Origin of the sequence: Amycolatopsis kentuckyensis, from assembly GCF_041679295.1 — a bacterium.
GTDB classification, from domain to species: Bacteria; Actinomycetota; Actinomycetes; order Mycobacteriales; family Pseudonocardiaceae; genus Amycolatopsis; species Amycolatopsis kentuckyensis_A.
Window position 1 is genome coordinate 77,576 of sequence record NZ_JBGDMD010000002.1, and the last position, 20,447, is coordinate 98,022.

The 20,447-nt window shown below is 70.7% G+C and carries 21 protein-coding genes and 1 tRNA gene; 11 read left to right on the forward strand and 11 right to left on the reverse strand.

Annotation, left to right across the window (positions count from 1 at the left end; translation table 11 throughout):
- Positions 1-11: 11 nt before the first annotated feature.
- A complete protein-coding gene (locus ACERZO_RS06165) occupies positions 12-1,079 on the reverse strand; it encodes an NAD-dependent epimerase/dehydratase family protein (protein ID WP_372663144.1) in 1,068 nt (355 codons plus the stop codon).
- A gap of 122 nt (positions 1,080-1,201) precedes the next feature.
- Here ACERZO_RS06165 and ACERZO_RS06170 point away from each other — a divergent pair, with 122 nt between their 5' ends.
- The 3 genes from ACERZO_RS06170 (at position 1,202) to ACERZO_RS06180 (ending at position 2,338) form a co-directional block, all read left to right on the forward strand.
- Positions 1,202-1,702, forward strand: a complete 501-nt coding sequence (locus ACERZO_RS06170) for a MogA/MoaB family molybdenum cofactor biosynthesis protein (protein ID WP_086678714.1) — start codon at positions 1,202-1,204, stop codon at positions 1,700-1,702.
- Positions 1,703-1,775: 73 nt separating this feature from the next.
- Complete coding sequence (locus ACERZO_RS06175) at positions 1,776-2,042, forward strand: hypothetical protein (protein ID WP_372663146.1); 267 nt, start codon at positions 1,776-1,778, stop codon at positions 2,040-2,042.
- Between the two features lie 122 nt (positions 2,043-2,164).
- Positions 2,165-2,338 carry a hypothetical protein gene (locus tag ACERZO_RS06180; RefSeq protein WP_372663148.1) on the forward strand — a complete coding sequence of 58 codons (174 nt, stop codon included), beginning with the start codon at positions 2,165-2,167 and terminating at the stop codon, positions 2,336-2,338.
- A 6-nt stretch (positions 2,339-2,344) separates the two neighbouring features.
- Here ACERZO_RS06180 and mscL read toward each other — a convergent pair whose 3' ends face one another.
- From mscL to ACERZO_RS06200, 4 genes are all read right to left on the reverse strand, one after another.
- Positions 2,345-2,758: a large-conductance mechanosensitive channel protein MscL gene (gene mscL, locus ACERZO_RS06185; RefSeq protein ID WP_372663150.1), complete on the reverse strand. Its 414-nt coding sequence runs from the start codon at positions 2,756-2,758 to the stop codon at positions 2,345-2,347.
- Between the two features lie 30 nt (positions 2,759-2,788).
- Entirely contained in the window at positions 2,789-3,409 is a 621-nt protein-coding gene (locus tag ACERZO_RS06190; RefSeq protein ID WP_372663152.1) for an SAF domain-containing protein, read from the reverse strand.
- Between the two features lie 131 nt (positions 3,410-3,540).
- On the reverse strand, positions 3,541-3,840 hold the full coding sequence (locus ACERZO_RS06195; RefSeq protein WP_372663154.1) for an FmdB family zinc ribbon protein: 300 nt from the start codon (positions 3,838-3,840) through the stop codon (positions 3,541-3,543).
- A gap of 86 nt (positions 3,841-3,926) precedes the next feature.
- Entirely contained in the window at positions 3,927-4,517 is a 591-nt protein-coding gene (locus ACERZO_RS06200) for a 5-formyltetrahydrofolate cyclo-ligase (protein WP_372663156.1), read from the reverse strand.
- Positions 4,518-4,541: 24 nt separating this feature from the next.
- On the opposite strand from ACERZO_RS06200, the gene ACERZO_RS06205 reads away from it, so the two are divergent.
- The 7 genes from ACERZO_RS06205 (at position 4,542) to ACERZO_RS06235 (ending at position 10,402) form a co-directional block, all read left to right on the forward strand.
- Positions 4,542-5,447 (forward strand): UTP--glucose-1-phosphate uridylyltransferase, encoded by a 906-nt coding sequence (locus tag ACERZO_RS06205; protein ID WP_372663158.1) that lies wholly within the window; start codon positions 4,542-4,544, stop codon positions 5,445-5,447.
- On the forward strand, positions 5,444-6,721 hold the full coding sequence (gene glp / locus ACERZO_RS06210) for a molybdotransferase-like divisome protein Glp (protein WP_372663160.1): 1,278 nt from the start codon (positions 5,444-5,446) through the stop codon (positions 6,719-6,721). Before ACERZO_RS06205 ends, glp begins: the two co-directional genes overlap by 4 nt.
- Positions 6,721-7,389: a GNAT family N-acetyltransferase gene (locus tag ACERZO_RS06215; RefSeq protein ID WP_372663162.1), complete on the forward strand. Its 669-nt coding sequence runs from the start codon at positions 6,721-6,723 to the stop codon at positions 7,387-7,389. Before glp ends, ACERZO_RS06215 begins: the two co-directional genes overlap by 1 nt.
- 163 nt (positions 7,390-7,552) lie before the next feature.
- Positions 7,553-8,401 carry a divisome protein SepX/GlpR gene (sepX, locus tag ACERZO_RS06220; RefSeq protein ID WP_372663164.1) on the forward strand — a complete coding sequence of 283 codons (849 nt, stop codon included), beginning with the start codon at positions 7,553-7,555 and terminating at the stop codon, positions 8,399-8,401.
- Positions 8,402-8,454: 53 nt separating this feature from the next.
- Positions 8,455-8,527, forward strand: a tRNA-Ala gene (locus ACERZO_RS06225).
- A gap of 193 nt (positions 8,528-8,720) precedes the next feature.
- Entirely contained in the window at positions 8,721-9,665 is a 945-nt protein-coding gene (locus ACERZO_RS06230) for an ATP-binding cassette domain-containing protein (RefSeq protein ID WP_372663166.1), read from the forward strand.
- Positions 9,662-10,402 carry an ABC transporter permease gene (locus ACERZO_RS06235; RefSeq protein WP_372663168.1) on the forward strand — a complete coding sequence of 247 codons (741 nt, stop codon included), beginning with the start codon at positions 9,662-9,664 and terminating at the stop codon, positions 10,400-10,402. The genes ACERZO_RS06230 and ACERZO_RS06235 overlap by 4 nt, the downstream gene beginning before the upstream one ends.
- On the opposite strand, the gene ACERZO_RS06240 is transcribed toward ACERZO_RS06235, so the two are convergent.
- On the reverse strand, positions 10,386-13,475 hold the full coding sequence (locus ACERZO_RS06240) for a BTAD domain-containing putative transcriptional regulator (RefSeq protein WP_372663170.1): 3,090 nt from the start codon (positions 13,473-13,475) through the stop codon (positions 10,386-10,388). The two genes, ACERZO_RS06235 and ACERZO_RS06240, sit on opposite strands and share 17 nt — an antisense overlap.
- A 104-nt stretch (positions 13,476-13,579) precedes the next feature.
- Between ACERZO_RS06240 and ACERZO_RS06245 the strand changes: the two genes are divergently transcribed.
- On the forward strand, positions 13,580-14,782 hold the full coding sequence (locus tag ACERZO_RS06245) for a cytochrome P450 (protein WP_372663172.1): 1,203 nt from the start codon (positions 13,580-13,582) through the stop codon (positions 14,780-14,782).
- Positions 14,783-14,821: 39 nt separating this feature from the next.
- On the opposite strand, the gene ACERZO_RS06250 is transcribed toward ACERZO_RS06245, so the two are convergent.
- The 5 genes from ACERZO_RS06250 to ACERZO_RS06270 all read right to left on the reverse strand — a co-directional run bounded on the left by ACERZO_RS06250 (position 14,822) and on the right by ACERZO_RS06270 (position 20,291).
- Positions 14,822-16,150, reverse strand: coding sequence for a restriction system modified-DNA reader domain-containing protein (locus ACERZO_RS06250; protein ID WP_372663175.1), 1,329 nt, complete (start codon positions 16,148-16,150; stop codon positions 14,822-14,824).
- Positions 16,151-16,203: 53 nt separating this feature from the next.
- On the reverse strand, positions 16,204-16,860 hold the full coding sequence (locus tag ACERZO_RS06255) for a hypothetical protein (RefSeq protein ID WP_372663177.1): 657 nt from the start codon (positions 16,858-16,860) through the stop codon (positions 16,204-16,206).
- Positions 16,857-17,804 (reverse strand): ParA family protein, encoded by a 948-nt coding sequence (locus tag ACERZO_RS06260; protein WP_372663179.1) that lies wholly within the window; start codon positions 17,802-17,804, stop codon positions 16,857-16,859. The genes ACERZO_RS06255 and ACERZO_RS06260 overlap by 4 nt, the downstream gene beginning before the upstream one ends.
- Before the next feature lie 191 nt (positions 17,805-17,995).
- On the reverse strand, positions 17,996-18,868 hold the full coding sequence (locus ACERZO_RS06265; protein WP_372664574.1) for an alpha/beta hydrolase: 873 nt from the start codon (positions 18,866-18,868) through the stop codon (positions 17,996-17,998).
- A 121-nt stretch (positions 18,869-18,989) separates the two neighbouring features.
- Positions 18,990-20,291, reverse strand: a complete 1,302-nt coding sequence (locus ACERZO_RS06270) for a cytochrome P450 (protein ID WP_372663181.1) — start codon at positions 20,289-20,291, stop codon at positions 18,990-18,992.
- Positions 20,292-20,447: the final 156 nt, after the last annotated feature.

Here is a 20,447-nt window from a genome sequence, read left to right on the forward strand (position 1 = left end):
TTGTGATCGAACTATTCCCCGGGTTGCACCGGTGCGCGCAGCTCGGCCGTCGCGAAGCCGGCGATGCCCTCCTCGAAGCCGATCTCGGCCTTGAACCCCAGCAGTTCGCGAGCGCGGGCCGGGTCGGCGACGACGTGGCGGACGTCGGCCGGGCGGGCGCCGCCGGCCACCTCCGGCGCCGGGCCGGCGCAGGCGCGCGCCAGCACTTCGGCCAGCTCGCCGACCGTGTGCGGGGTGCCGGAGCAGACGTTGACCGGCGTGATGTCGCCTTCCGGGCCGGCTGTCCGAAGCGCCAGGACGTTCGCCCTGGCGACGTCGTGGACGTGCACGAAGTCGCGCTGCTGGTGGCCGTCCTCCAGGACACGCGGTGCTTCGCCGCGCAGCAGGGCCGAGCGGAACAGCGACGCCACTCCCGCGTACGGGGTGTTCTGCGGCATCCGCGGGCCGTAGACGTTGTGGTAGCGCATCGCCCACACGGTGCCGCCGGTCTGGCGGGCCCACGCGCCGGCCAGGTGCTCCTGCGCCAGCTTCGTCGCCGCGTACGTGCTGCGCGGGTTCAGCGGCGCGTCCTCGGGCACCAGCCGCCAGCTCAGCTCGGCGTCGCACACCGGGCACCGCGGCTCGAACCGGCCGGCGTCCACATCGGACGCCCGGCGCGGCGACGGCGGGACGAGGCCGTGGTCCGGGCACGCGTACCGGCCTTCGCCGTAGACGACCATCGACGACGCCAGCACCAGCTTCCGCACCCCGGCCGCGTGCATCCCGGCCAGCAGGACCGCCGTGCCGTAGTCGTTGTGCAGGGCGTACGACGGCGCGTCGGACGGGTCGACGCCGTGCCCGACGACCGCGGCCTGGTGGCAGACCGCGTCGACGCCGTCCAGCAGTTCGGCGACGATCTCGGCGTCGGTGACGTCGCCGCGCAGGAACCGGTGCCTGCCGGAGTACGACGGCGGGGTGCGGGAGCCGTGGGCCGTGGGGAGGAGGTTGTCGAGCACGACGACCTCGTCACCGCCGTCGGCGAGCAGATCGGCGATGTGGGACCCGATGAACCCGGCTCCGCCGGTGACCAGTACGCGCACACCGGCCACGCTAGGGGCGTTCGCCCGAGCCCGCTCACGGCTGAGATGGCACGTCACGGAATCGTCAGAACTCACCCGGCATCTCTCGGCGGCGGGATGGCGAAACCGACTACGGTGGCGGCATGGAACGGAGTGCACAACGGCTGGGCCGGGCCCTCGTGGTCATCGTGGACGATCGCGTGGCGCACGGCGAGCACGAGGACACCACTGGCCCGCTGGTCACGGAGCTGCTCGAAGAAGCGGGCTTCATCGTCGACGGTGTCGTGGTCGTCGAGGCCGAGACCGCAGGTATCCGCAACGCGCTCAACACCGCCGTGATCGGCGGCGCCGACCTGGTGATCACGGTCGGTGGCACCGGTGTGCTGCCGCGTGACCGGACTCCGGACGCCACCTCCGGTGTGCTCGACCGGCCGCTCCCGGGCATCAGCGAGGCGATCCGGGCTTCCGGGCTGGCCGCCGGGGCCGTGGACGCGGGGATCTCGCGCGGGCTCGCCGGGGTTTCCGGCAGCACCCTCGTGGTGAACCTTGCCGGGTCGCGGTCCGCGGTGCGCGACGGGATGGCGACGCTGACCTCGCTCGTGCCGCACGTGATCGACGAGCTTTCGGGTCTCGAAGAGGTCTGATCCGCACTTTGCCGGGCCGGGGGTGATGAGGTGTCGCTCCCGGCCTGAAGCATGCCTGGCGTATGGAGGTGAGATGACCGGGCCGGACCTGAGCGAGATCGAGGCCTGGTTCGACGGTGTCTTCACCGGGCGGATCAGCCGCGACGCGGCCGATCGCTGGGCCATGCGATGGCTCAGCGACGACTTCGAGGGCCGGGTCGACCTCGACGCGGATCAGCTGTGGGCGCTCGACTTGCTCGGGGGCGTCGACCTCCCCGACGGGCCGGGTGCCGGATTCCTGCACAGCGAGGACCAAATCCGCGGATGGCGGGACGAGGTGCGGGCTCGTCGCCGGCGTTGAGGTGCGGCCACGGCGGTCGCGAGGTGGCTGGTCGCCGGGCTCGGCGCGCGACGAGGTGTGAGGCGCCGCCGTGGGGATTCGCTCTGGAGTTGTCAATCAACGTGTCGTGGGAGACTTGGGGCATGGCCGGCCCCGAGCGTGATCCCAAGACGAGCAGCGACCAGCGTCGGCGGGTCGATGAAATCTTCGGGGACGTCCTGCCCGAGACGACCTCCGATGAGCGGGACGTCGAGCGGCGTACCGGGCTCCCGGACGGCTGGTACCGGGAGAACCGGCCGCCGCACCACGATCGGTGACCCCACTCAGTCGCGGCCGTTGTCGCGCTGGGACTGGGCGCGCAGCAGGTCGCGGATCTCGGTGAGCAGCTCGACGTCCGTGGGCTCCGACGGGCCCGGCTCCTGGCCGCGCTTGCGGCGCTCCTGGACGTGCTTCACCGGCAGCACGATCACGAAGTAGACCACCGCCGCGACCAGCACGAAGTTGATCGCCGCGTTGATCACGCCGCCGAAGTCGAGGAACGTGGCTTCGTTGTTGTCGAAGATCTGGTAGCCGAGGCCCTTCGCGGCGTCCGTGCCGCCGATCGTGCTGATCAGCGGCTTGATGAGGCCGTTGGTGAACGCCGTGACGATGGCCGTGAACGCCGAGCCGATGACCACCGCGACGGCGAGGTCGACGACGTTGCCGCGCATCAGGAAGTCCTTGAAACCCTTGAACACTTGCTCTCCTCGAGAACGGGCTGGTGGGGGCTAGCGGAGAGTAACCGTTACCGGTCGCTCCAGTGAAATCGCCGCCACCCTCGTCGCCACCTCCTCCGGTAGCCGAAGCAGCACCAAGGGCCCCTTCGCCGCGGACGGCCCGACCGCCACCACCGTCGCCCCGCCGGCCAGCACTGACGCGGGAACGCCCGGTTCGGGGGCCGCGACGACGTCGACGTGGCCGCCGGGCTCCAGCAGCTCCGCGACGCCGGCGTCGGCCAGGCGCACCGGGACCGTCGCCGTCGAGGGATCACCCGCGCCGGGGAGGGACGTCGCCAGCCGGACGTCGGTCAAGGGTTCGCCGGCGCGGACGGCGCCCGCCAGCAGCCGGCCGTCCACAGCGGACGGGGTGGTCAACGCGCCTGTTGGACGGGCGGCGTCGGGGAGGTCGGCCAGCCGGACGTCAGAAGCGCGCAGCGCCGAGCCGGAAGGAAGGTCGCGTGCCGCGACGACGGTCGGGGTCGTCGGTTCGCCCCTCGCGGAACCGGGGTACGCGAACAGCAGGCCGCCGGCCAGCAGCAGACAGACGGCGAGCCAGCGGCGCAGCAGCCGCGTCCGCCTGCCCCGCAGCCGGGTCAGATCAGGTGGGTGGAACTTCGCCAGGACGTCCACGGTGCCCCCTCGGCCGGATCGGGTGCGGCGGTGTGCCGCACGAGATCGACGTTAGGGAAGCCGGACGGGCCGCCGGAAGGACCACGTCCGGCACCTGTGGACAACTGGGGTGTTGTGGATAACTCGGCGCCTCAGGAGGCCGCGGCGGTCGTTTTCGTCGTACCCGCGGAGGACGATGCCGAGCTCGTGTCGGACTTCGTCTCCGTCTTGGTCTCGGTCTTCGCCGGGGTCGACGCGGTGCTCGACTTGCTCGAGTCGCGCGAATCGGTGCGGTAGAACCCGCTGCCCTTGAAGACCACGCCGACCGAGCTGAAGACCTTGCGCAGCGCGCCGGAGCACTGCGGGCACACGGTCAGGCTGGGGTCCGAGAACGACTGCACGGCTTCGAACCGGTGGTCGCATTCTTTGCAGGCGTACTGGTACGTAGGCACTGACGGCTCCTTTGCTGGCACTCATCCGACCAGAGTGCTAACCCAATTGTGCTTGAAAGCATTCCCCGAAAGCAATTCCTCGTTGCTCACATCGGCAGCTCGAGCACGCCTCGACCCGGCGTCAAGGCCCCGCTCATGCGGACGTCGTGAGGTTCCCCCGGCAGCCGTTCGACCAGCTCTTCGTCCCGGACGACGGCCAGCAGCACCGCCCCGGGCGCCGCGAACACCAGCGAGCGATCGTAGTGGCCGGCACCCCGGCCGAGCCGGACGCCCCGGTGGTCGACGGCCAGCGCGGGCACCAAGATCAGCTCGGCCGCCCCCACAGCGTCGGTACCCAGGCGTTTTCCGCCCGGCTCGCGGATCCCGCGGAACCGGCTGGGCACCAGGTCGGCCTCGCCCGTGTACTCGGCCCAGTCGAGCGGGTCCGTCCGCGACAGGATGACCGGCAGCAACACGCGCGCGCCGCCCGCCGCGAGCGTGTCGACGAGCGCCGTCGTGCCCGGTTCGGTGCCGAACGGGAGATACGCGCACACCGTGCCGGATGTGACCTTCGACACCGCGCTGACCAGCGCCGACGCCTCCTGGGCGTGCGATTCGGCCGTCTGGTCCGCCCGCGCGCGCGTCAGCCGGTCACGCCACTCCGCCTTGCTCAGGTGCTCATTGCCCAGCGCGTGCATGACCTCACGTTAGGCTTTGCGCCCATGACGGGCGCCGCAACCTCCCAGACGTTCAGAACCGCCATCGTGCCGGCCGCCGGCCTGGGGACACGCTTCCTCCCGGCGACGAAGGCCGTGCCCAAGGAACTGCTGCCGGTGGTGGACACGCCGGGGATCGAGCTGGTCGCGGCCGAAGCCGCCGCCGCGGGCGCGGAACGCCTGGTCATCGTGACCTCGCCGGGCAAGGACGCCGTCGTCCGGTACTTCGAGAAGCAGCCCGAGCTGGAGCAGAACCTCGAGGCCAAGGGCAAGGACGCGCTGCTGGAGAAGGTCCGCCGCGGCTCCGGCCTCCTCGCCGTCGAGACCGCCATCCAGGAGCAGGCCCTCGGCCTCGGCCACGCCGTCGCGCAGGCCGAGCCGAACCTGCGCCCGGACGACGAGGCCGTGGCCGTGCTGCTCCCGGACGACCTGGTGCTGCCCACCGGCGTGCTCGAGAAGATGAGCGCGGTCCGGGCCGAGTTCGGCGGCAGCGTGCTCTGCGCGTTCGACATCCCGAAGGCCGAGATCTCGCCGTACGGCGTCTTCGACGTCACCGACACCGACGACGAAGACGTCAAGCGCGTGCACGGCATGGTCGAGAAGCCGAAGCCGGAGGACGCGCCCTCGACCTACGCCGCGGCCGGCCGCTACCTGCTCGACCGGGCGATCTTCGACGCGCTGAAGCGGATCACCCCGGGCAGCGGCGGCGAGCTGCAGCTGACCGACGCGGTCGCGCTGCTGATCACCGAAGGGCACCCCGTGCACGTCGTCGTCCACCGCGGTGGACGCCACGACCTGGGGAATCCGGGTGGTTTCCTGCGCGCCGCGGTCGACTTCGCGCTTGAAACGCCCGAGTACGGTCCATCTTTACGGGCGTGGCTCACGGAACGGATCGGGACAGATCGCCCATGACGGAATCCCTCGACGCGGCGCGGCCGGAAGCGGCCGGGGACGAAGCCGAGCTGCGCTCGGTCGACGCGCAGATCTCGATGACCTTGGAAGCCGCCGTCCGGCCGCAGCCGGTGCGCGTGGCGATCTCCGAGGCCCAGGGGCTGCTCTGCGCCGAGGAGGTCGTCGCCGAGCACGCGCTGCCCGGGTTCGACCAGGCCGCGATCGACGGTTACGCCGTGCGCAGCGTCGACGTGCGCACCGCCGGGCAGGAACCCGTGCAACTGCCGGTCGTCGGCGAGATCGCGGCGGGCTCGCGCCAGCCGCGGCGCCTGCAGCCGGGCCAGGCCGTGCGCGTCGACACCGGCGCGCCGCTGCCGACGCTCGCCGACGCCGTCGTGCCGCTCGCCTACACCGACGGGCACCAGGCCAAGGTCACGGTGCACCGCTCGGTGCCGTCGGCGGGGTACGTGCGCCGGGCGGGCGAGGACGTCCAGATCGGGGACGTCGCGGTCCGCCGCGGCGACACGATCGGCTCGGCGCAGGTCGGCCTGCTGGCCGCGGTCGGCCGGGCGAAGGTCCTGGTCTACCCGCGGCCGCGGGTGTCGATCGTGTCGGTCGGTGACGAACTGGTCGACATCGACCGGACGCCGTCGGTCGGGCAGGTCTACGACGTCAACTCCTACGCGCTCGCCGCGGCCGCGCGGGACGCGGGCGCCGAGGTCAGCCGGGTCGGCATCGTGCCGAGCGAGCCGAAGCGGCTGCGGGAGATCGTCGAGGGCCGGCTGCTGATGTCGGAGATCGTCGTGGTCGCGGGCGGCGCCGGGGGCGCCACCGGCGACGAGGTCCACGCCGCCCTGTCCGACCTGGGCCGGATCGACATGACGCGGGTCGCGATGCACCCGGGGTCGGTGCAGGGGTTCGGCAGGCTCGGCCCCGACTCGGTGCCGACGTTCCTGATCCCCGGCAACCCGATGAGCGCGCTGGTCGTGTTCGAGGTGCTGGTCCGGCCGTTGATCCGGGCGGCGCGCGGGACGCGCAACCCGCACCGGCGGATCGTCGGGGCGCGGTTGCTGTCGCCGATCACCTCGACCGAGGGGCGGCGCGGATTCCTCCGCGGCCAGCTCCTGCGCGACGAGGCCAACGGCGAGTACCTCGTCCAGCCGCTCGGCCAGTCCGGGGCGCACCTGCTGGCGTCGCTGGCCGAGGCGAACTGCCTCATCAACGTGCCCGAAGAGCTGACCGACGTCCCCGCGGGCGAGCAGGTCCAGGTCACCTTCCTGGCGCAACGGGCCTGATGAACTCCGTGACGGGCGTGTCCTACCCGGTCGAGAGCCGGCACCCGGGCTGGCCGGCCCGGCTCGGCCCGCTGCGGGTGCCCGCCGGGGTGGTCGCGATCCGGCCGGTGCGGCTGCGCGACGCGGGCGAGTGGAGCCGGATCCGGCTCCGCGACCGGGCGCACCTCGAGATGTGGGAGCCGACCGGCGTCGGCCCGTGGCCGGAACGCAACGCCTTCTGGTCGTGGCCGTCGCAGTGGGCGGCGCTGCGTTCGCTCGCTCGCCGTGGTCAGTGCCTGCCCTTCACGATCACCCTCGACGGGCGGCTTGCGGGCCAGATCACTGTGGGTAACGTCATCCGGGCGTCGCTGCGGTCGGCCTGGATCGGCTACTGGGTGTCCTCGGAGGTGGTCCGCGGCGGGGTCGCGACGGCCGCCGTCGCGCTGGTCACCGACCACGCCTTCGGACTGGCCGGGCTGCACCGGCTGGAGGCCACCGTGCGGCCGGAAAACGTCGCCAGCCTGCGGGTTCTCACCAAGGCGGGCTACCGCCAGGAGGGCCTGTTCGAGCGGTACCTCGACGTCGCGGGGGGCTGGCGGGACCACTACTGCTTCGCCATCACGCGCGAGGAGACCGGAGCCGGCCTGGTGTCGCGGCTGGTGGCGTCGGGACGTGCCGACTACACCTGAGGGTGATTACCCACCCGGCGCAGTGAGCGCGTTACCACATGCTGTGAGTTTCACCTAATCCGGTGAGGCATTTCCGTGATCGAACCCGGCGAGCCTCCGCCCGATCTGTTACTCCTGTGACTAGCGTGATTTCAGGTGGATGGATCGGGGGAGGTGACGGGAGATGCCCAGCTCCGTGATCATCGTCGCGCTCGCCGCGGCATGGCTCGTCGTTCTCGTGCCCATGGTCGCGCGAAAGCGGCAGCAGGTGGCCCGCACGGCCGACTCCGCGCTCGCGGCCAGGGTCGTGCGCAGTGGACGCAACGAAGACCGGGAGGAATTCGCCATGTCCGACGAGCCAGGGAAGTCCCGGCCTTCGGTCGAGGACGACCTCGCGGAGCTCGAAGCCGAGCTCGAGCTCGAAGACGAACTCGACGAACCGGAGCCCGACCCCGAGCCGCTCCCGCAGCCGTCCCGCGCCGAGCGGGCGGAGCGGGCCGAACGCGCCGCGTACCGCCCTGGTCGCGGCGGCTTCGACCCCGAAGCGGCGGAGATCGCGGCGCGCGCGAAGTACAGCTTCCGGCAGCGCGTCGTCGTCATCCTGCTGGTGGTCGCGGTGGCCACGGCGGGCATCGCGGGCTTCCTCGTGCCGCTGGTCTGGTGGGGCCACGCGCTCGCCGACGTCGTGCTGGTCGGGTACCTCGTGTACCTGCGCCGGCAGGTGCGGATCGAGGAGGAGATCCGGCAGCGCCGGCTGGCCCGCTTCAACAGCACGCGGGCGCCTCGCCGTCCGTCGCCGCGGTCGTCGGCTCCCGCGGAGGATTCCTTCTCGGAGGCCGAAGAGCCGGTCGAGGACGTCGAGGACGTGGACGTCGTCGAGCCGGTCCGGCGCGAGGTGGTCGAGCGCCGTCCGTCGCCGACTTCGCGGGTCCGTCGCAGCGCGGTGGTCGTCGATCTGGACGACGAGGACCCGGCGTTCGAGGAGCTCGACGAGCCCGGGACCGGGCCTTATCGGCGGGCCGTCGGGGAGTGACCCCCCGTGTTCGGTGCTCGTAGGGCACTGCTACGCTCTACGAGCACGACCAAGGGGCTGTAGCGCAGTTGGTAGCGCGTCTCGTTCGCATCGAGAAGGTCAGGGGTTCGATTCCCCTCAGCTCCACTCGTTCGTAAGTGAGCCCTGTCCGCGGAAAGCGCGGACAGGGCTCACTTCGTTGTGTTCTGTGGGGGCCGAGCCCCCACGCCCCCGCCGGGGGCGCGCCCCCGGACCCCCGCGTGTGGTCCCGTTGACGTGTCAGTAGCCGTGTCAGTTCGGGGTCAGGTCGGTGTCAGGGCCTCGCTTCAGAGTTTCTTCCATGACCACTTCGGCGATCACCGCCTCCGGGCTCCGGAAGGCCTACCAAGACAAAGTCGTCCTCGAGGGGATCGATCTCGATGTCCCCGCGGGCAGCGTCTTCTCGCTCCTCGGGCCCAACGGGGCCGGGAAGACCACCACCGTCAACATCCTCACCACGCTCGCCCAAGCCGACGGCGGGACCGTGCGCGTCGCCGGGCATGACGTCGACTCCGATGCCAAAGCCGTCCGGAAGGCCATCGGGGTCACCGGGCAGTTCGCCGCCGTCGACGAGCTGCTCACCGGGCAGGAAAACCTGCAGCTCATGGTCGATCTCAGCCCCGTCAAGAACGGGAAGCGGGTCGTCGCGGACCTGCTCGAGCGCTTCGAACTGACCGAGTCCGCGCAGAAGCCCGCGTCCACCTACTCCGGGGGCATGCGGCGGAAGCTCGACCTCGCCATGACGCTCGTCGGGGATCCGCGGATCATCTTCCTCGACGAGCCCACCACCGGCCTCGACCCGCGCAGCCGGCGCACCATGTGGTCCATCGTCAAGGACCTCGTCGCCGACGGCGTCACCATCTTCCTCACCACCCAGTACCTCGACGAAGCCGACCAGCTCGCCGACAAGATCGCCGTGCTCGACCGGGGGCGGCTGGTTGCCCAGGGCACGCCCGACGAGCTCAAGCGCCAGATCCCCGGCACCCACGTCCGGCTCCGGTTCACGTCCGTTTCCGAGCTCGACGCGGCCGCGCGGGTCATCAGCGGCTCCACCCGCGACGACGAGTCGCTCACCCTGCGCGTTCCCGGCGACGGCGGCACGAAGTCGCTGCGCAACCTGCTCGACCGGCTCGACGAGTACGCCATCAGCGCCGAAGAGTTCTCCGTCCACACCCCCGACCTCGACGACGTTTTCCTCGCCCTGACCGGCCACGCCGTGTCCAACTCGGAGGTTCCCGCGAAATGAGCGCCCAGACCGTCATGCTGCGCCGCAACTTCAAGCACATCGCCCGGAACCCGACCTCGGTGTTCAACGCGGTCCTGATGCCGATCGTGATCATGCTGATGTTCGTCTACATGCTCGGGGACGCGTTCAGCGTCGGCGTGAACTACGTCGACTACGCGACGCCCGGCCTCATGCTGCTGGCCGTCTGCTACGGCCTCGGCGCGACCGCGACGTCGGTGAACTCCGACATGACCAAGGGCATCATCAACCGGTTCAAGGTCATGGACGTCTCGCGGGGCGCGGTGCTGACCGGGCACGTCGTCGCGAGCGTCCTGACGAACCTGGTCGCCATCGCCGCGCTCGTCGGGGTGGCCTTCGCGCTGGGTTTCCGTCCCCACGCGAGCTTCCTCGACTGGCTGGGCGTGCTCGGCGTGGTCGTGCTGCTGGCCTTCGCGGCCGGCTGGCTGACCGTCGCGTTGGGACTGTTCGCGAAGTCGCCGGAGACGGCGGGGCTCGCTTCCGTGCCGCTGGTCATGCTGCCGTTCTTCAGCAGCGCGATCGCTCCGGCGGACAAGATGGGGCCGGGCCTGCGGCAGTTCGCGGAGTACCAGCCCTTCACGCCGATCATCGAAACCGTGCGCGGGCTGCTCAACGGCACCCCGTCCACCGGGTACGCGATCACCGCCGTCGCCTGGTGCCTCGGCATCGCCCTCGCCGGCTATTTCTGGGCGCGGTCGTTGTTCAAGAAGCGAGCGTGACTTCGGCGAGTTCCCGCCAGTCCGCCCGTGCCCCTTCCGCAGCCGCCTCGGTGAACCCCTCGTCACCGAGGCGGCTTCGCGCGGCTTCCTCGATCCGGGCCAGGTCCGGCCGGGACCGGTCCGGCAGGCCGCGCACGCCGGCGCTCGCCGCCAGCAGCCGCGCGGCCTGCTCGTGCTGTTCGCGCCGCGACGCCAGATCCGCGATGCCGACGAGGACCTGCGCGAGCAGCGGCGGGTGGCCCACTTCGGCCGCTGCCGCGAAGGCCGCCGCACGGTGTTCGTGGGCTTCGGCGGGATCCTCGGTGAGGTAGCCGAGCAGGTCGTGGATCATCGCGCGGATCTGGGGCCGCTCGGCCGCGGTGCCCAGCATCGCCGTCGCGACGTCGAGCTGGCGGCGGGCCTGCGCGGAGTCGCCGCTCCAGCGGGCGAGCTCCGCCTTCGACAGGGCCAGTTCGGTCAGCGCCTCGGGCCAGGCGACCCGTGCCGCGTGCCGCTGCGCCTCCGCGAGGGCGGCCGCGCTCGCCTCTTCTTCCCCGGCAAGCCAGTACAGCTGGGCCTGCCGCGCCCGCATCCGCACGACGTCTTCGATGGCGCCGACCTCGGTGACGATCGCGGTCGCGGCTTCGTAGTGCTCGCACGCCCCGGCGAAGTCGCCGCGCATGGCGATGAGGTCGGCCAGCTCGGTCTGGGCGAACGAAGTGCCCCACCGCTCGCCGAGCGCGCGGAATTCGGCGAGGGCCTGCTCGATGTACGCGTCGGCGTCCTGCCCTTCCCGGCCGAGCTGGATCCGCATCTTGCCGAGCTGCAACCGGGCCAGCGCGCGGACCCACGGGTCTTCGTCGGTGGTCAGCGGTTCCCACGTGGCCGCGAACGCGTCCGGCGCCTGCACCATGCGCTCCAGCGCGGCGACGAGCGACACCGCCGGGTGCGGGTGCTCGAGGCGAGCGCAGATCTCGTGCACTTGGTGGATCCACTCGACCGCCTGGTTCTGGTCGCTTTCGCGGCCGGCGGTCAGGAACCCGGTGACGAACGCGTAGACCGTCGCGCGGGTTTCGTCGGCCACTTCGCCCGGCATGGCGGTGGCCGCCATCAGCAGTTCGCTGCCTTCGGACTTGTGCCCGGCGAGCCACCAGTACCAGCCGGCGCCCGCCGCGAGCCGCATCGCCCCGGCCGCCTCGCCCGCCGCCAGCGCACCGCGCATCGCGGCGGCGATGTTGTCGTGCTCGGCGTCGAGGGTGGCGAGCCACTTCAGCTGGTCGGTACGGCGCAGGTGCGGCTCCGCGGTTTCGGCGAACTCGGTGAAGTACGCGAGGTGCGCCTGCCGGGCGGCGTCGGTGTCGCCGGCTTCGGCGAGCCGCTGCTGCGCGTACTCCTTGATCGTGCCGAGCATCCGGTAGCGCGGCGCCTGGTCGCCTTCGGTGACCACCAGCGACTTCTCGGCCAGCGCGGTCAGGATCTCCTCGACGGCGTCGTTCCCGCAGACCCGCTCGGCCGCCTCCAGGCTCGCCCCGCCGGCGAACACCGAGAGCCGGGACAGGACGGCGCGCTCGTCGTCGGAAAGCAGTTCCCAGCTCCAGTCGATGACCGCGCGCAGCGTCCGGTGCCGTGGCAGCGCGGTGCGGCTGCCGCCGGTCAGCAGGCGGAACCGGTCGTCGAGCCGGTTGGCGAGCTGCTCGAGCGACATCGTGCGCAGCCGGGCCGCGGCGAGCTCGATGGCCAGCGGCATCCCGTCCAGCGCCCGGCAGACGCGGGCCAGTGTCGGGGCGTCGGCCACGAAGTCCTTGCGCACCGCGGCGGCCCGGTCCCGCAGCAGCCGGACGGCCGGGGCTTCCTCGATCTTCGCGGGGTCGGCGTCCTCGGCCGGCAGGACGAGCGGGGCGACCGGCCACAGCGCCTCACCGGTGATGCCGAGGGGTTCGCGGCTCGTCGCGAGGATGCGCAGCCGCCGGCACTCGCCGAGCAACCGGTGGGCGAAGGCCGCCGCAGACTCGATGACGTGCTCGCAGTTGTCCAAGACCAGCACCATGTCGCGGTCCTGCAACGCGGCGATGACCCGGTCGGTGGGTTCGGCCTCCGGCACGTCGCCGAGCAGGGCGTCACGCAGCTTGAGCGCGGCGAGCGTGGCCTGGGCCACGTCGCCTTCGGTCGGCGCGAGCTCCACCAGCCAGGCGCCGTCCGGGACGTCGCCGAGCAGCGTGCGCGCCGTCTCGGTGGCCAGCCGGGTCTTGCCCGAGCCGCCCGGTCCGACCAGCGTGGTGAGCCGGTGTTCGGTGACCAGCCCGCGGACGGCGGCGACGTCGTCGTCCTTGCCGACGTAGCTGGTCAGCTCGGCGCGGAGGTTCGTCTTGCGGGGCTCTTCGCGCCGGGTCAGCTCGCCGCGCAGCAGCGCGACGTGCAGCGCGGCCAGCTCCGGCGACGGGTCGACGCCCAGTTCGTCGGCCAGCGTCTCGCGCGTGCGCTCGTAGACGCGCAGGGCCTCGGTGTCCCGGCCGGTCGCCACCAGGCCGCGCATCAACGCGCCGACGAGTCGCTCCCGGGCCGGGTGGGCGGCCACCAGGTCGGTGAGCTCGGTGACGACGCCCTGGCCGAAGTCGGTTTCCGCGTCGAACCGGTCCTCGAGGGCGGCCAGCCGGAGCCCTTCGAGCCGGGTGACCGCGGCGTCGAACGCGGCGCTCTCGGTCAGGCCGACGTCCTGCATGGCCGCGCCGCGCCACAACGCCAGCGCCTCACGCAGCTGCCGGAGATCGCCGCCGGCCTGGGCGACGAGGCGTTCGAACCGCACGGCGTCGACGGCGTCGGGGTCCACCACGAGCCGGTAGCCGGCCGGGCGGCCCTCGACCGCGCCGTCGGGAAGCACTTTCCGCAGCCGGGAAACCAAGCGCTGCAACGCGTTCGCGGCGTCGGCCGGCGGCTGCTCGCCCCAGATCCAGTCGATGAGCGTCGCCTTCGGGACCACTCGCCCCGGGTCCAGCGCGAGGGCGATCAGCAGTCCGCGCAGGCGGGCGCCCGGTACGTCGGCCACGACGCCGTCGTCCGCGCGGACTTCGAAGGACCCCAGTATCCCGATGTGCACCCGGCCGATCATGCCACGCGCGCCGGTGGTGGCCGGGCCGTGTCAGCGCCGTGTCAGGCCGGGCGGCGAGGGTGGTCGGCACAACCACCACGAAAGGACCTCCGATGAGCGACATCCCGCAGGGTCTGCCGATGGAGCGCGACGCGGGCCCCTTCGACCCGCCCCGCGAGATCACCCGGCTGCGCTCGGTGCGCCCGGTCAGCCCGATGGTTTTCCCGGACGGCCACGAGGGCTGGCTCGTCACGGGCTACGAAGCGGTGCGCCAGATGATGGCCGACACGCGGTTCAGCTCGCGGCTGGACCTCGACGTCGTCCACGTGCCGTACGAGACGCCCGGCATGCCCGTCGCGACCGAGCCGTCCCCGCAGCTGCCGGGCATGTTCATCGCGATGGACCCGCCGGACCACGGCCGGCTGCGCAAGCGCCTGACCGGCGCGTTCACCGTCAAGCGGATGAAGGAGCTCGAGGAGCGCATCGCCGAGGTCGTCGAGCAGCAGCTGGACCACCTTTCCCGGTTGGCTCCGCCGGTCGACCTGGTGGCGGAGTTCGCGCTGCCGGTGCCGTCGCTGGTGATCTGCGAACTGCTCGGCGTCCCGTACGAGGACCGCGAGAGCTTTCAGACCAATTCGGCGCAGTTCATGGTCCGCGACCAGACGCTCGAGCAGAAGATGGGCGCGTACATCGCGCTGAACACGTACCTGACCGAATTGGTCACCCGCAAGCGTTCTGCGCCGACGGAGGACATCCTGTCCGACCTGGCCCGGCACGAGGACCTGACGATCGAGGAGCTGACCGGGGCCGCGTTCCTGCTGCTGATCGCCGGCCACGAGACGACGGCGAACATGCTGTCGCTGGGAACGTTCGCGCTGCTGGAACATCCGGCCGAGCTGGCAACGCTGCGCTCCGAGCCGGAGTTGATGCCGGGGGCGGTGGAGGAGCTGCTGCGGTACCTGTCCGTGGCGGACATCTTCTTCCGCTACGCGACGGAGGACCTTTCGCTTGGGGGTGAAACGATCCCGGCGGGGTCGACGGTCGTGGTGTCGCTGCTGGCCGCCAACCGGGACCCTTCGCGGTTCTCCGATCCGGACGTCCTCGACATCCGCCGCAATGCCCGGGGGTTGCTGTCGTTCGGGCATGGGGTGCACCAGTGCCTGGGGCAGCAGCTGGCGCGGATCGAGATGCGGGCCGGGTTCGAGGGGTTGCTGCGGCGGTTCCCGACATTGCGGCTGGCTGTCGGCGCGGAGGAGGTGCGGCTGCGGACCGACATGAACATCTACGGGGTGCACGAGCTGCCGGTCACCTGGTGAGTTCCGGCGGTGATACGCGAGAGGGGCACTTCTCGCGTGTCACGCCGGATCGCGGTACTGGTGCAGCAACTTGGTGAAGTTCTTCAGCTTCTCGATGGTGTCTTCGGACACCGGGTCCGGGTGGAAGTGCATGACACTGTTGCGGATGAGGCGGATCTCCTCCAACCGTGCGATGAAGACCTGGCGGTCCAGTGGCCAGTCCAACCTCTCCCACATGTCCGGGTTGCCGAGGATGCGCTGGTAGTCGCCGAACCCGAGCTCTTCGAACTTCTTGATGGTCCTGCTGCACAGCGGCTGGATGGTCGGGAGGTCGAACCTGCGGCTCAGGATCCACCGCAGTGTCTGGTCGAGTTCGCCGAGCTGGAAGTACGGCGTGGCCATCTCACCGTAGCGGTGGGCCACGTCCGCCGTCGTGACGATGCCCTTCACCTCCCGGCTCTCGTTCGTCACGAAGACGAATTCGCGTTGCTGCAGCGTGGGGAGCACGTCGAACAGATCGCGGTCGTACGTCACGACCTCGACATAGGGGTCGATCGCGTCGGAGACGCTCGCGTCGGACTTCTGGTGCATCGCCTCGGCGATCGAGCGCCAGGTCACGGCACCGCGCAAGGTGCGAGGCCCGTTCAGGACGGCGAGTTGCGAGTAGTCGTTGAGGAGCATCGTCGTGATGGCCTCTTCGAGCGAGCTGTGCGGCCCCACGGATCCGACGCCGTCGAGCGGAGACAGGTTTCCCACGGTGAGGCGGACGTTCAGATCGCTGCCGCCTTCGTCATCGGCTGACGGCTCTGCCGCTGTGGTCTCTTCCGGCTCGTCCCGCGGCGTGGTCAGCGTCACCACGGTGTCCAGGGTCACCGCGCGGAAGCTGGGGGAGGTGACCAACCCGTGGTTGGCCAGGTCTGCTTCGATCCGGCTGACCTGATCGCCGCGGTCGGTCACTCCCCACAGCGCCAGGAGGTCGCGGACGGAGATGCGTTCGGGGTTCCGATCGTCGGCGCGGCTACGCGCCTGCCTGAGACGTTCGTGGACGCGCTGACGAACCTGGTCATCGTTCTGCTGGTGTGCGGCGGTCGAGATCGCCCGGTCGAGGAGTTCTTGGCGCACGGCGTCCAGCAAGCGGTCCTGGTCGACCACCACCCACGCCCGCCAGCCGTCGACCGCCCGCATCCCGGCTGCCACCATGGCCGCTCGCGAAGGGGAACGGAACTCTTCACCGCCGGGCTCCAGCCGGATCCGGCCCTTGGCGGTCACCGTCGCGTCGTAAACCACCCCGATCCGGTTGCGCTTGAACCGAAGTCTTGCCCCCGCTTCAAGCAGGCCGGCCTCGAGGAGATCGGCAACCATCACGCGGCGGCCGCCGATGAGGTACATCGAGCGGCCGGACTCGTCGTTCGGCATCGCCGTCGCCTGACCGGTCACCGGCGTCACCAGTTCCGGAGGCCGGCGAACTTGCGCCGCGCGCCGATCGCCTGCTTGAGCACCCTCTTCTCGAGCTCCGGCTGACTCAGCCGGCTCACGCGCGTCAGCTGGAGCTCGGCGGCGACCGCCAGCAAGGTTTCCCGGTCGAGACGCTGTTCGTGCAGGTAGGCGGCGCCCTGTGCCTCGCTGTCGAGGTCACGCAAGTGCGCGGCGACGTCGGCGACGTCGACGTCCGGCCTCGTCACGTGAGCGGGCGAATCCGGGCTGTCGCCCGGCGGAGCGGGCGGCGGCGCCGACGTGCTCGCCTCGGTCCGGTTCGGCCCGTGGCTCGCCAGTACCGCGATGAGCTTGGCGCGGGTGAGGCCGCTGTAGCCGCGCAGTCCCATCGACCTCGCCACGTCCCGCAGTGCCTTGACCGGCAGCTTGGCGGAGTTCAGGTACCGCAGCCGCTCGCCTTCGGACGGCAGCGTCGAAAGATCCTGTGCCACCTGCCACGGACCTGCCGAGCTCGCCGGGAGCCGGACGGGTCGAGCCGTGTCGGCGCCGGCAACGGCCAGCCGCGCCGAACCGCTGGCGATGGCCTGCAGGGTCGCCTCGTCCTGCTGTTCCAGGAATTCGAACAACCGAGCCTGCAGGGCCACGAAACTCTTCAGGTCGCTCACCGGTTCTCACCCGGCTTCACGCCGAGCGCGCCCAGGACCTCGTCGGCCAGCTGGTCGAATTCCCGGACCACCTCGTCGCGCCGGGTGGTCCGCAGCATCGCCGGCACACCGCTCTCGCCCGCGTTCCCGAAGTGGCTGGGGCTGTTGCGGATCTTGCTCTCCAGTACGGGCACCTGCGAGTTCAGGCGCACTTCCTCGATGTAGTTGTGCTGGGCCAGGACGACCTGCTGCGAATAGATCTGCACCATCGTGAAGACGACTCCCAGGACGCCGGGATCGATCGGCCGGTGACTCCGGTCGCCGCCCTTGTGGTGGACGTAGTCGTTGAACTGCTCTACCAGCGCCCTCAAGTTGCCGACCAGGTAGTCGAGTCCCAGCGTCGACAGGTAGTCGGCTTTGGCGGGCACGAGGATCTGCTCGCTGGCGACGATCGCGGTCTTCGTGACGAGCCCGAAGTTCGGGGCGCAGTCGATGAGGACCAGGTCGTACCCGGCGAACCGGTCGTCCCCGAGTGCGCGTCGCAGGCAACCGTGCAGGTCGAGGAACTTCCGCTTGGAACCTTCGAGCGTGGTGGCTCCGCCCAGCCGGGCGGCGAGTTCCAGGTCGATGTCGATGAGGCCGAGGTGCGAAGAGATCAGGTCGACGCACCCGCCGGTGCCGCCGAGGACCGCGTTGATCCGCTCCGGCGTGACGACGAGGTCGGTGAGGGACGTGTCCCGTCCGGGCAGTTCGTCTTCGTACCACCGCTTGATCGTGCGGCCGGTGTCTTTGAGCTGGTGGTGCCACTCGTCGATCGAGTAGAACGAGAAGGTCAGGTTGGTCTGCGGGTCGAGGTCGATGAGGAGCACGCGCAGACCGCGGCTCGCGGCGACCGCGCCGAGGTTCGCGGTGAGCGTCGTCTTGCCCACGCCGCCCTTGTAGTTCATGACCGCCACGACCCGCATACGCTTCTCCCCGGTGGTCTCGTGCTCGACGGACCGATTGTCGTGGCCGGGTGTCTGCGTCGACGAGAGACGAATGCGCACTGTCCACGAGATGTCAACAATTTGGCAACTCAGGTGCGGGCGCGCATCCACAGGACGACGTCCAGGCAGCGCAGCAAGCTGGTGCCGGGTCGCGCTCGTCCGATCTGCCGTTACGGCAGGGTTTTAAGCCAGTTTCCCACCACTCCGAAGTACCGCGGCGCGTTCTGCGCGTAGTTGATCGCGTGGCCGTAGCCGTTCAGGATGTACGTCTGCAGCTGTGAAGTACCGAAGTACGGCGCTTCGGAGGCCCGCAACGCCTGCGGTGACGAACAGTCGCTGCCCAGCAGCCCGCAGAAGTTCGGGTCGTCGCCGACCACCAGCAGGACCGGGGCCGTGATCTGCTGGGACGCCGGGATGACCACCGTGGTCAAGGTCAGGCTGTCCACCGCTTCGGTCGCCGCGAAGACGTCCTTTGTGGACTCGTCGTAGGCGAGCGCGCCGTCGTCGAGGGGACCCGGCGTGTGGAAGGCCGCGTAGCGGGTGCCCGGGTCGGTCGTCAGGTAGCCCGCGTCGCGGCCGGGCGTCGCCGGGTCCAGCGGGGCCGGGTGCATCTGGGCCAGCGTGGGGATCACCGAAACCAGGTTCATCCGGTGCGTCATCCCGGTGACGAGCACGCCGTCGACGTCGCGGTAGCGGCCGGCCTCGATCATCGCCATCGCCGAGCCGATCGAGTGGCCGCCGATGACCACCTTCGCGAACCGGGGGCGGACCGCCTGGACCACCTGGTGCGCCGCCGTCGCCTGGACGGACGCGCTCAGCAGCGTGCTCAGCGGCTTCGAGCTCAGCCCGGTGCCGAGGCGGTCGAGCGCGAGCGTCGCGATTCCAGCCCCGTTCACCGCGAGGCGGAACGAGCGGATCTCCGGGGTGTAGCCGATGTCCCAATAGGACGCGTTGTACGTGCCGCCGGGGATCAGGACCACCACCGTCGTCGCCCCGGGCGGGCCGCACAGGCGCCCGTGCATCGTTTGCGGGAGGAGCGCCACCGTGACCGGGACGTACAGGTCTTCGCACGTCGCCGCGTAGGCCGGCGCGGGCACGAACAGCGAGGCCGCGAACAGCACGAAGACAGCGCAAATTCGGCGTAACACGGGGAAAGACCTCCAGCTAGCGACGGGGGACAGCCGTCATCGGCAGGCTGTCCGGGTAGGCGGCGGAGGTGAACTTCACGCGCACCGGCCGGCCCGGGAGCGGGACCAGCCGCCAGCGCGCGGCCACCGTGGCCACCGTGATGACGATTTCGTTCTGGGCGAAGCGGTTCCCGATGCACTGCCGCCCGCCGGCGCCGAACGGGATGAACGCCCCCTTGGGCAGCCGCGCCGCTCGCTCCGGCTCCCAGCGGCCGGGATCGAACCGGTCCGGGTCGGGGAACGACGCGGGGTCGTGGTGCAGGGCGTGCGGGCTGACGATCACCTCGGCGCCTCCTGGGATCCGCGTGCCGCCGAGGTCGACCTCTTCGAGCGTCCGGCGCATCAGCATCCACAGCGGGTAGCAGCGCAGGACTTCGTCCACCACCTGCCGGACGTAGGTCAGCCGCGGCAGGTCGTCGACGGTGACCGGACGGCCGTCCAGCACCTCGTCGACCTCGGCGTGCACCCGGGCTTCGACGTCCGGGTGCTTGCCGAGCTCGTGGAACGTCCACGACAGCGCGAGCGCGGTCGTCTCGATGCCGGCGGTGAGCAGGGTGAGCACCTCGTCGCGGGCCTGCTCGTCGGTCATGCCGGCCAGCAGGAGCGTCGACAGCAGGTCGCCGTGGTCCACGCTTTCGGTGCGCCAGTCGCGGATCACGTCGACGACGATTTCCCGCATCCGCTCGATCGCTTCGTCGAACCGCCGGTTGCCGGGCACCGGCAGGTTTTCGACGAACTTCGGCGACAACGCGCGAATCATTCCCTGCTGGATGATCAGGTAAATGGACCGCCGGGCTTCGTCGACCGCCTGTTTCCCGATTTCCGTGTGGAACAGGGCCTCACCGACGATCGTCACCGCGAGCTGCTGCAGATCTTCGTCGAGCGGACGCACTTCGCCCGGCCGCCACGAGTCGCTCAGTTCGGCCGCGGCGCGCTGCATCGTCTCCGCGTACACGGCCAGGCGGTCGCGGTGGAACGCCGGCTGCATCAGCCGCCGCTGCCGGAGGTGGAAGTCGCCGTTCGAGAGCACCAGGCCGTTTCCGACGAACGGCTTGAACTTGTCGAACATGACGCCCTTGCGGAACTTCGGGCCCGCCGTGACCAGCACTTCATGGGCCAGCCGTGGGCTGGTGACGAAGTAGGCGGGCATCGGGCCGAGGTGGAGTTTGACGATTTCTCCGTGTTCGTGCAGGGAATCGGTGAATGCGAAGCGTCGCCGCAGCAGTGCCGGGGTGTGCCCGAGAAAAGGCCACCGGCCCGGGGCTTCCGGCACGGTCATGCGGGCTCCTCGTTACGCCATTGTGTGGATTTCCCAAGGAGACGGCCTACGGTAGGCGCGTCCGGCCGAACGGGACAGTGCCCGATCGGGTGGTGTGCCCTCACGCGGATGGCGCAGTCACCGGTCGTTCGGGAATCGCTAAGCTCTTTCCGGTCC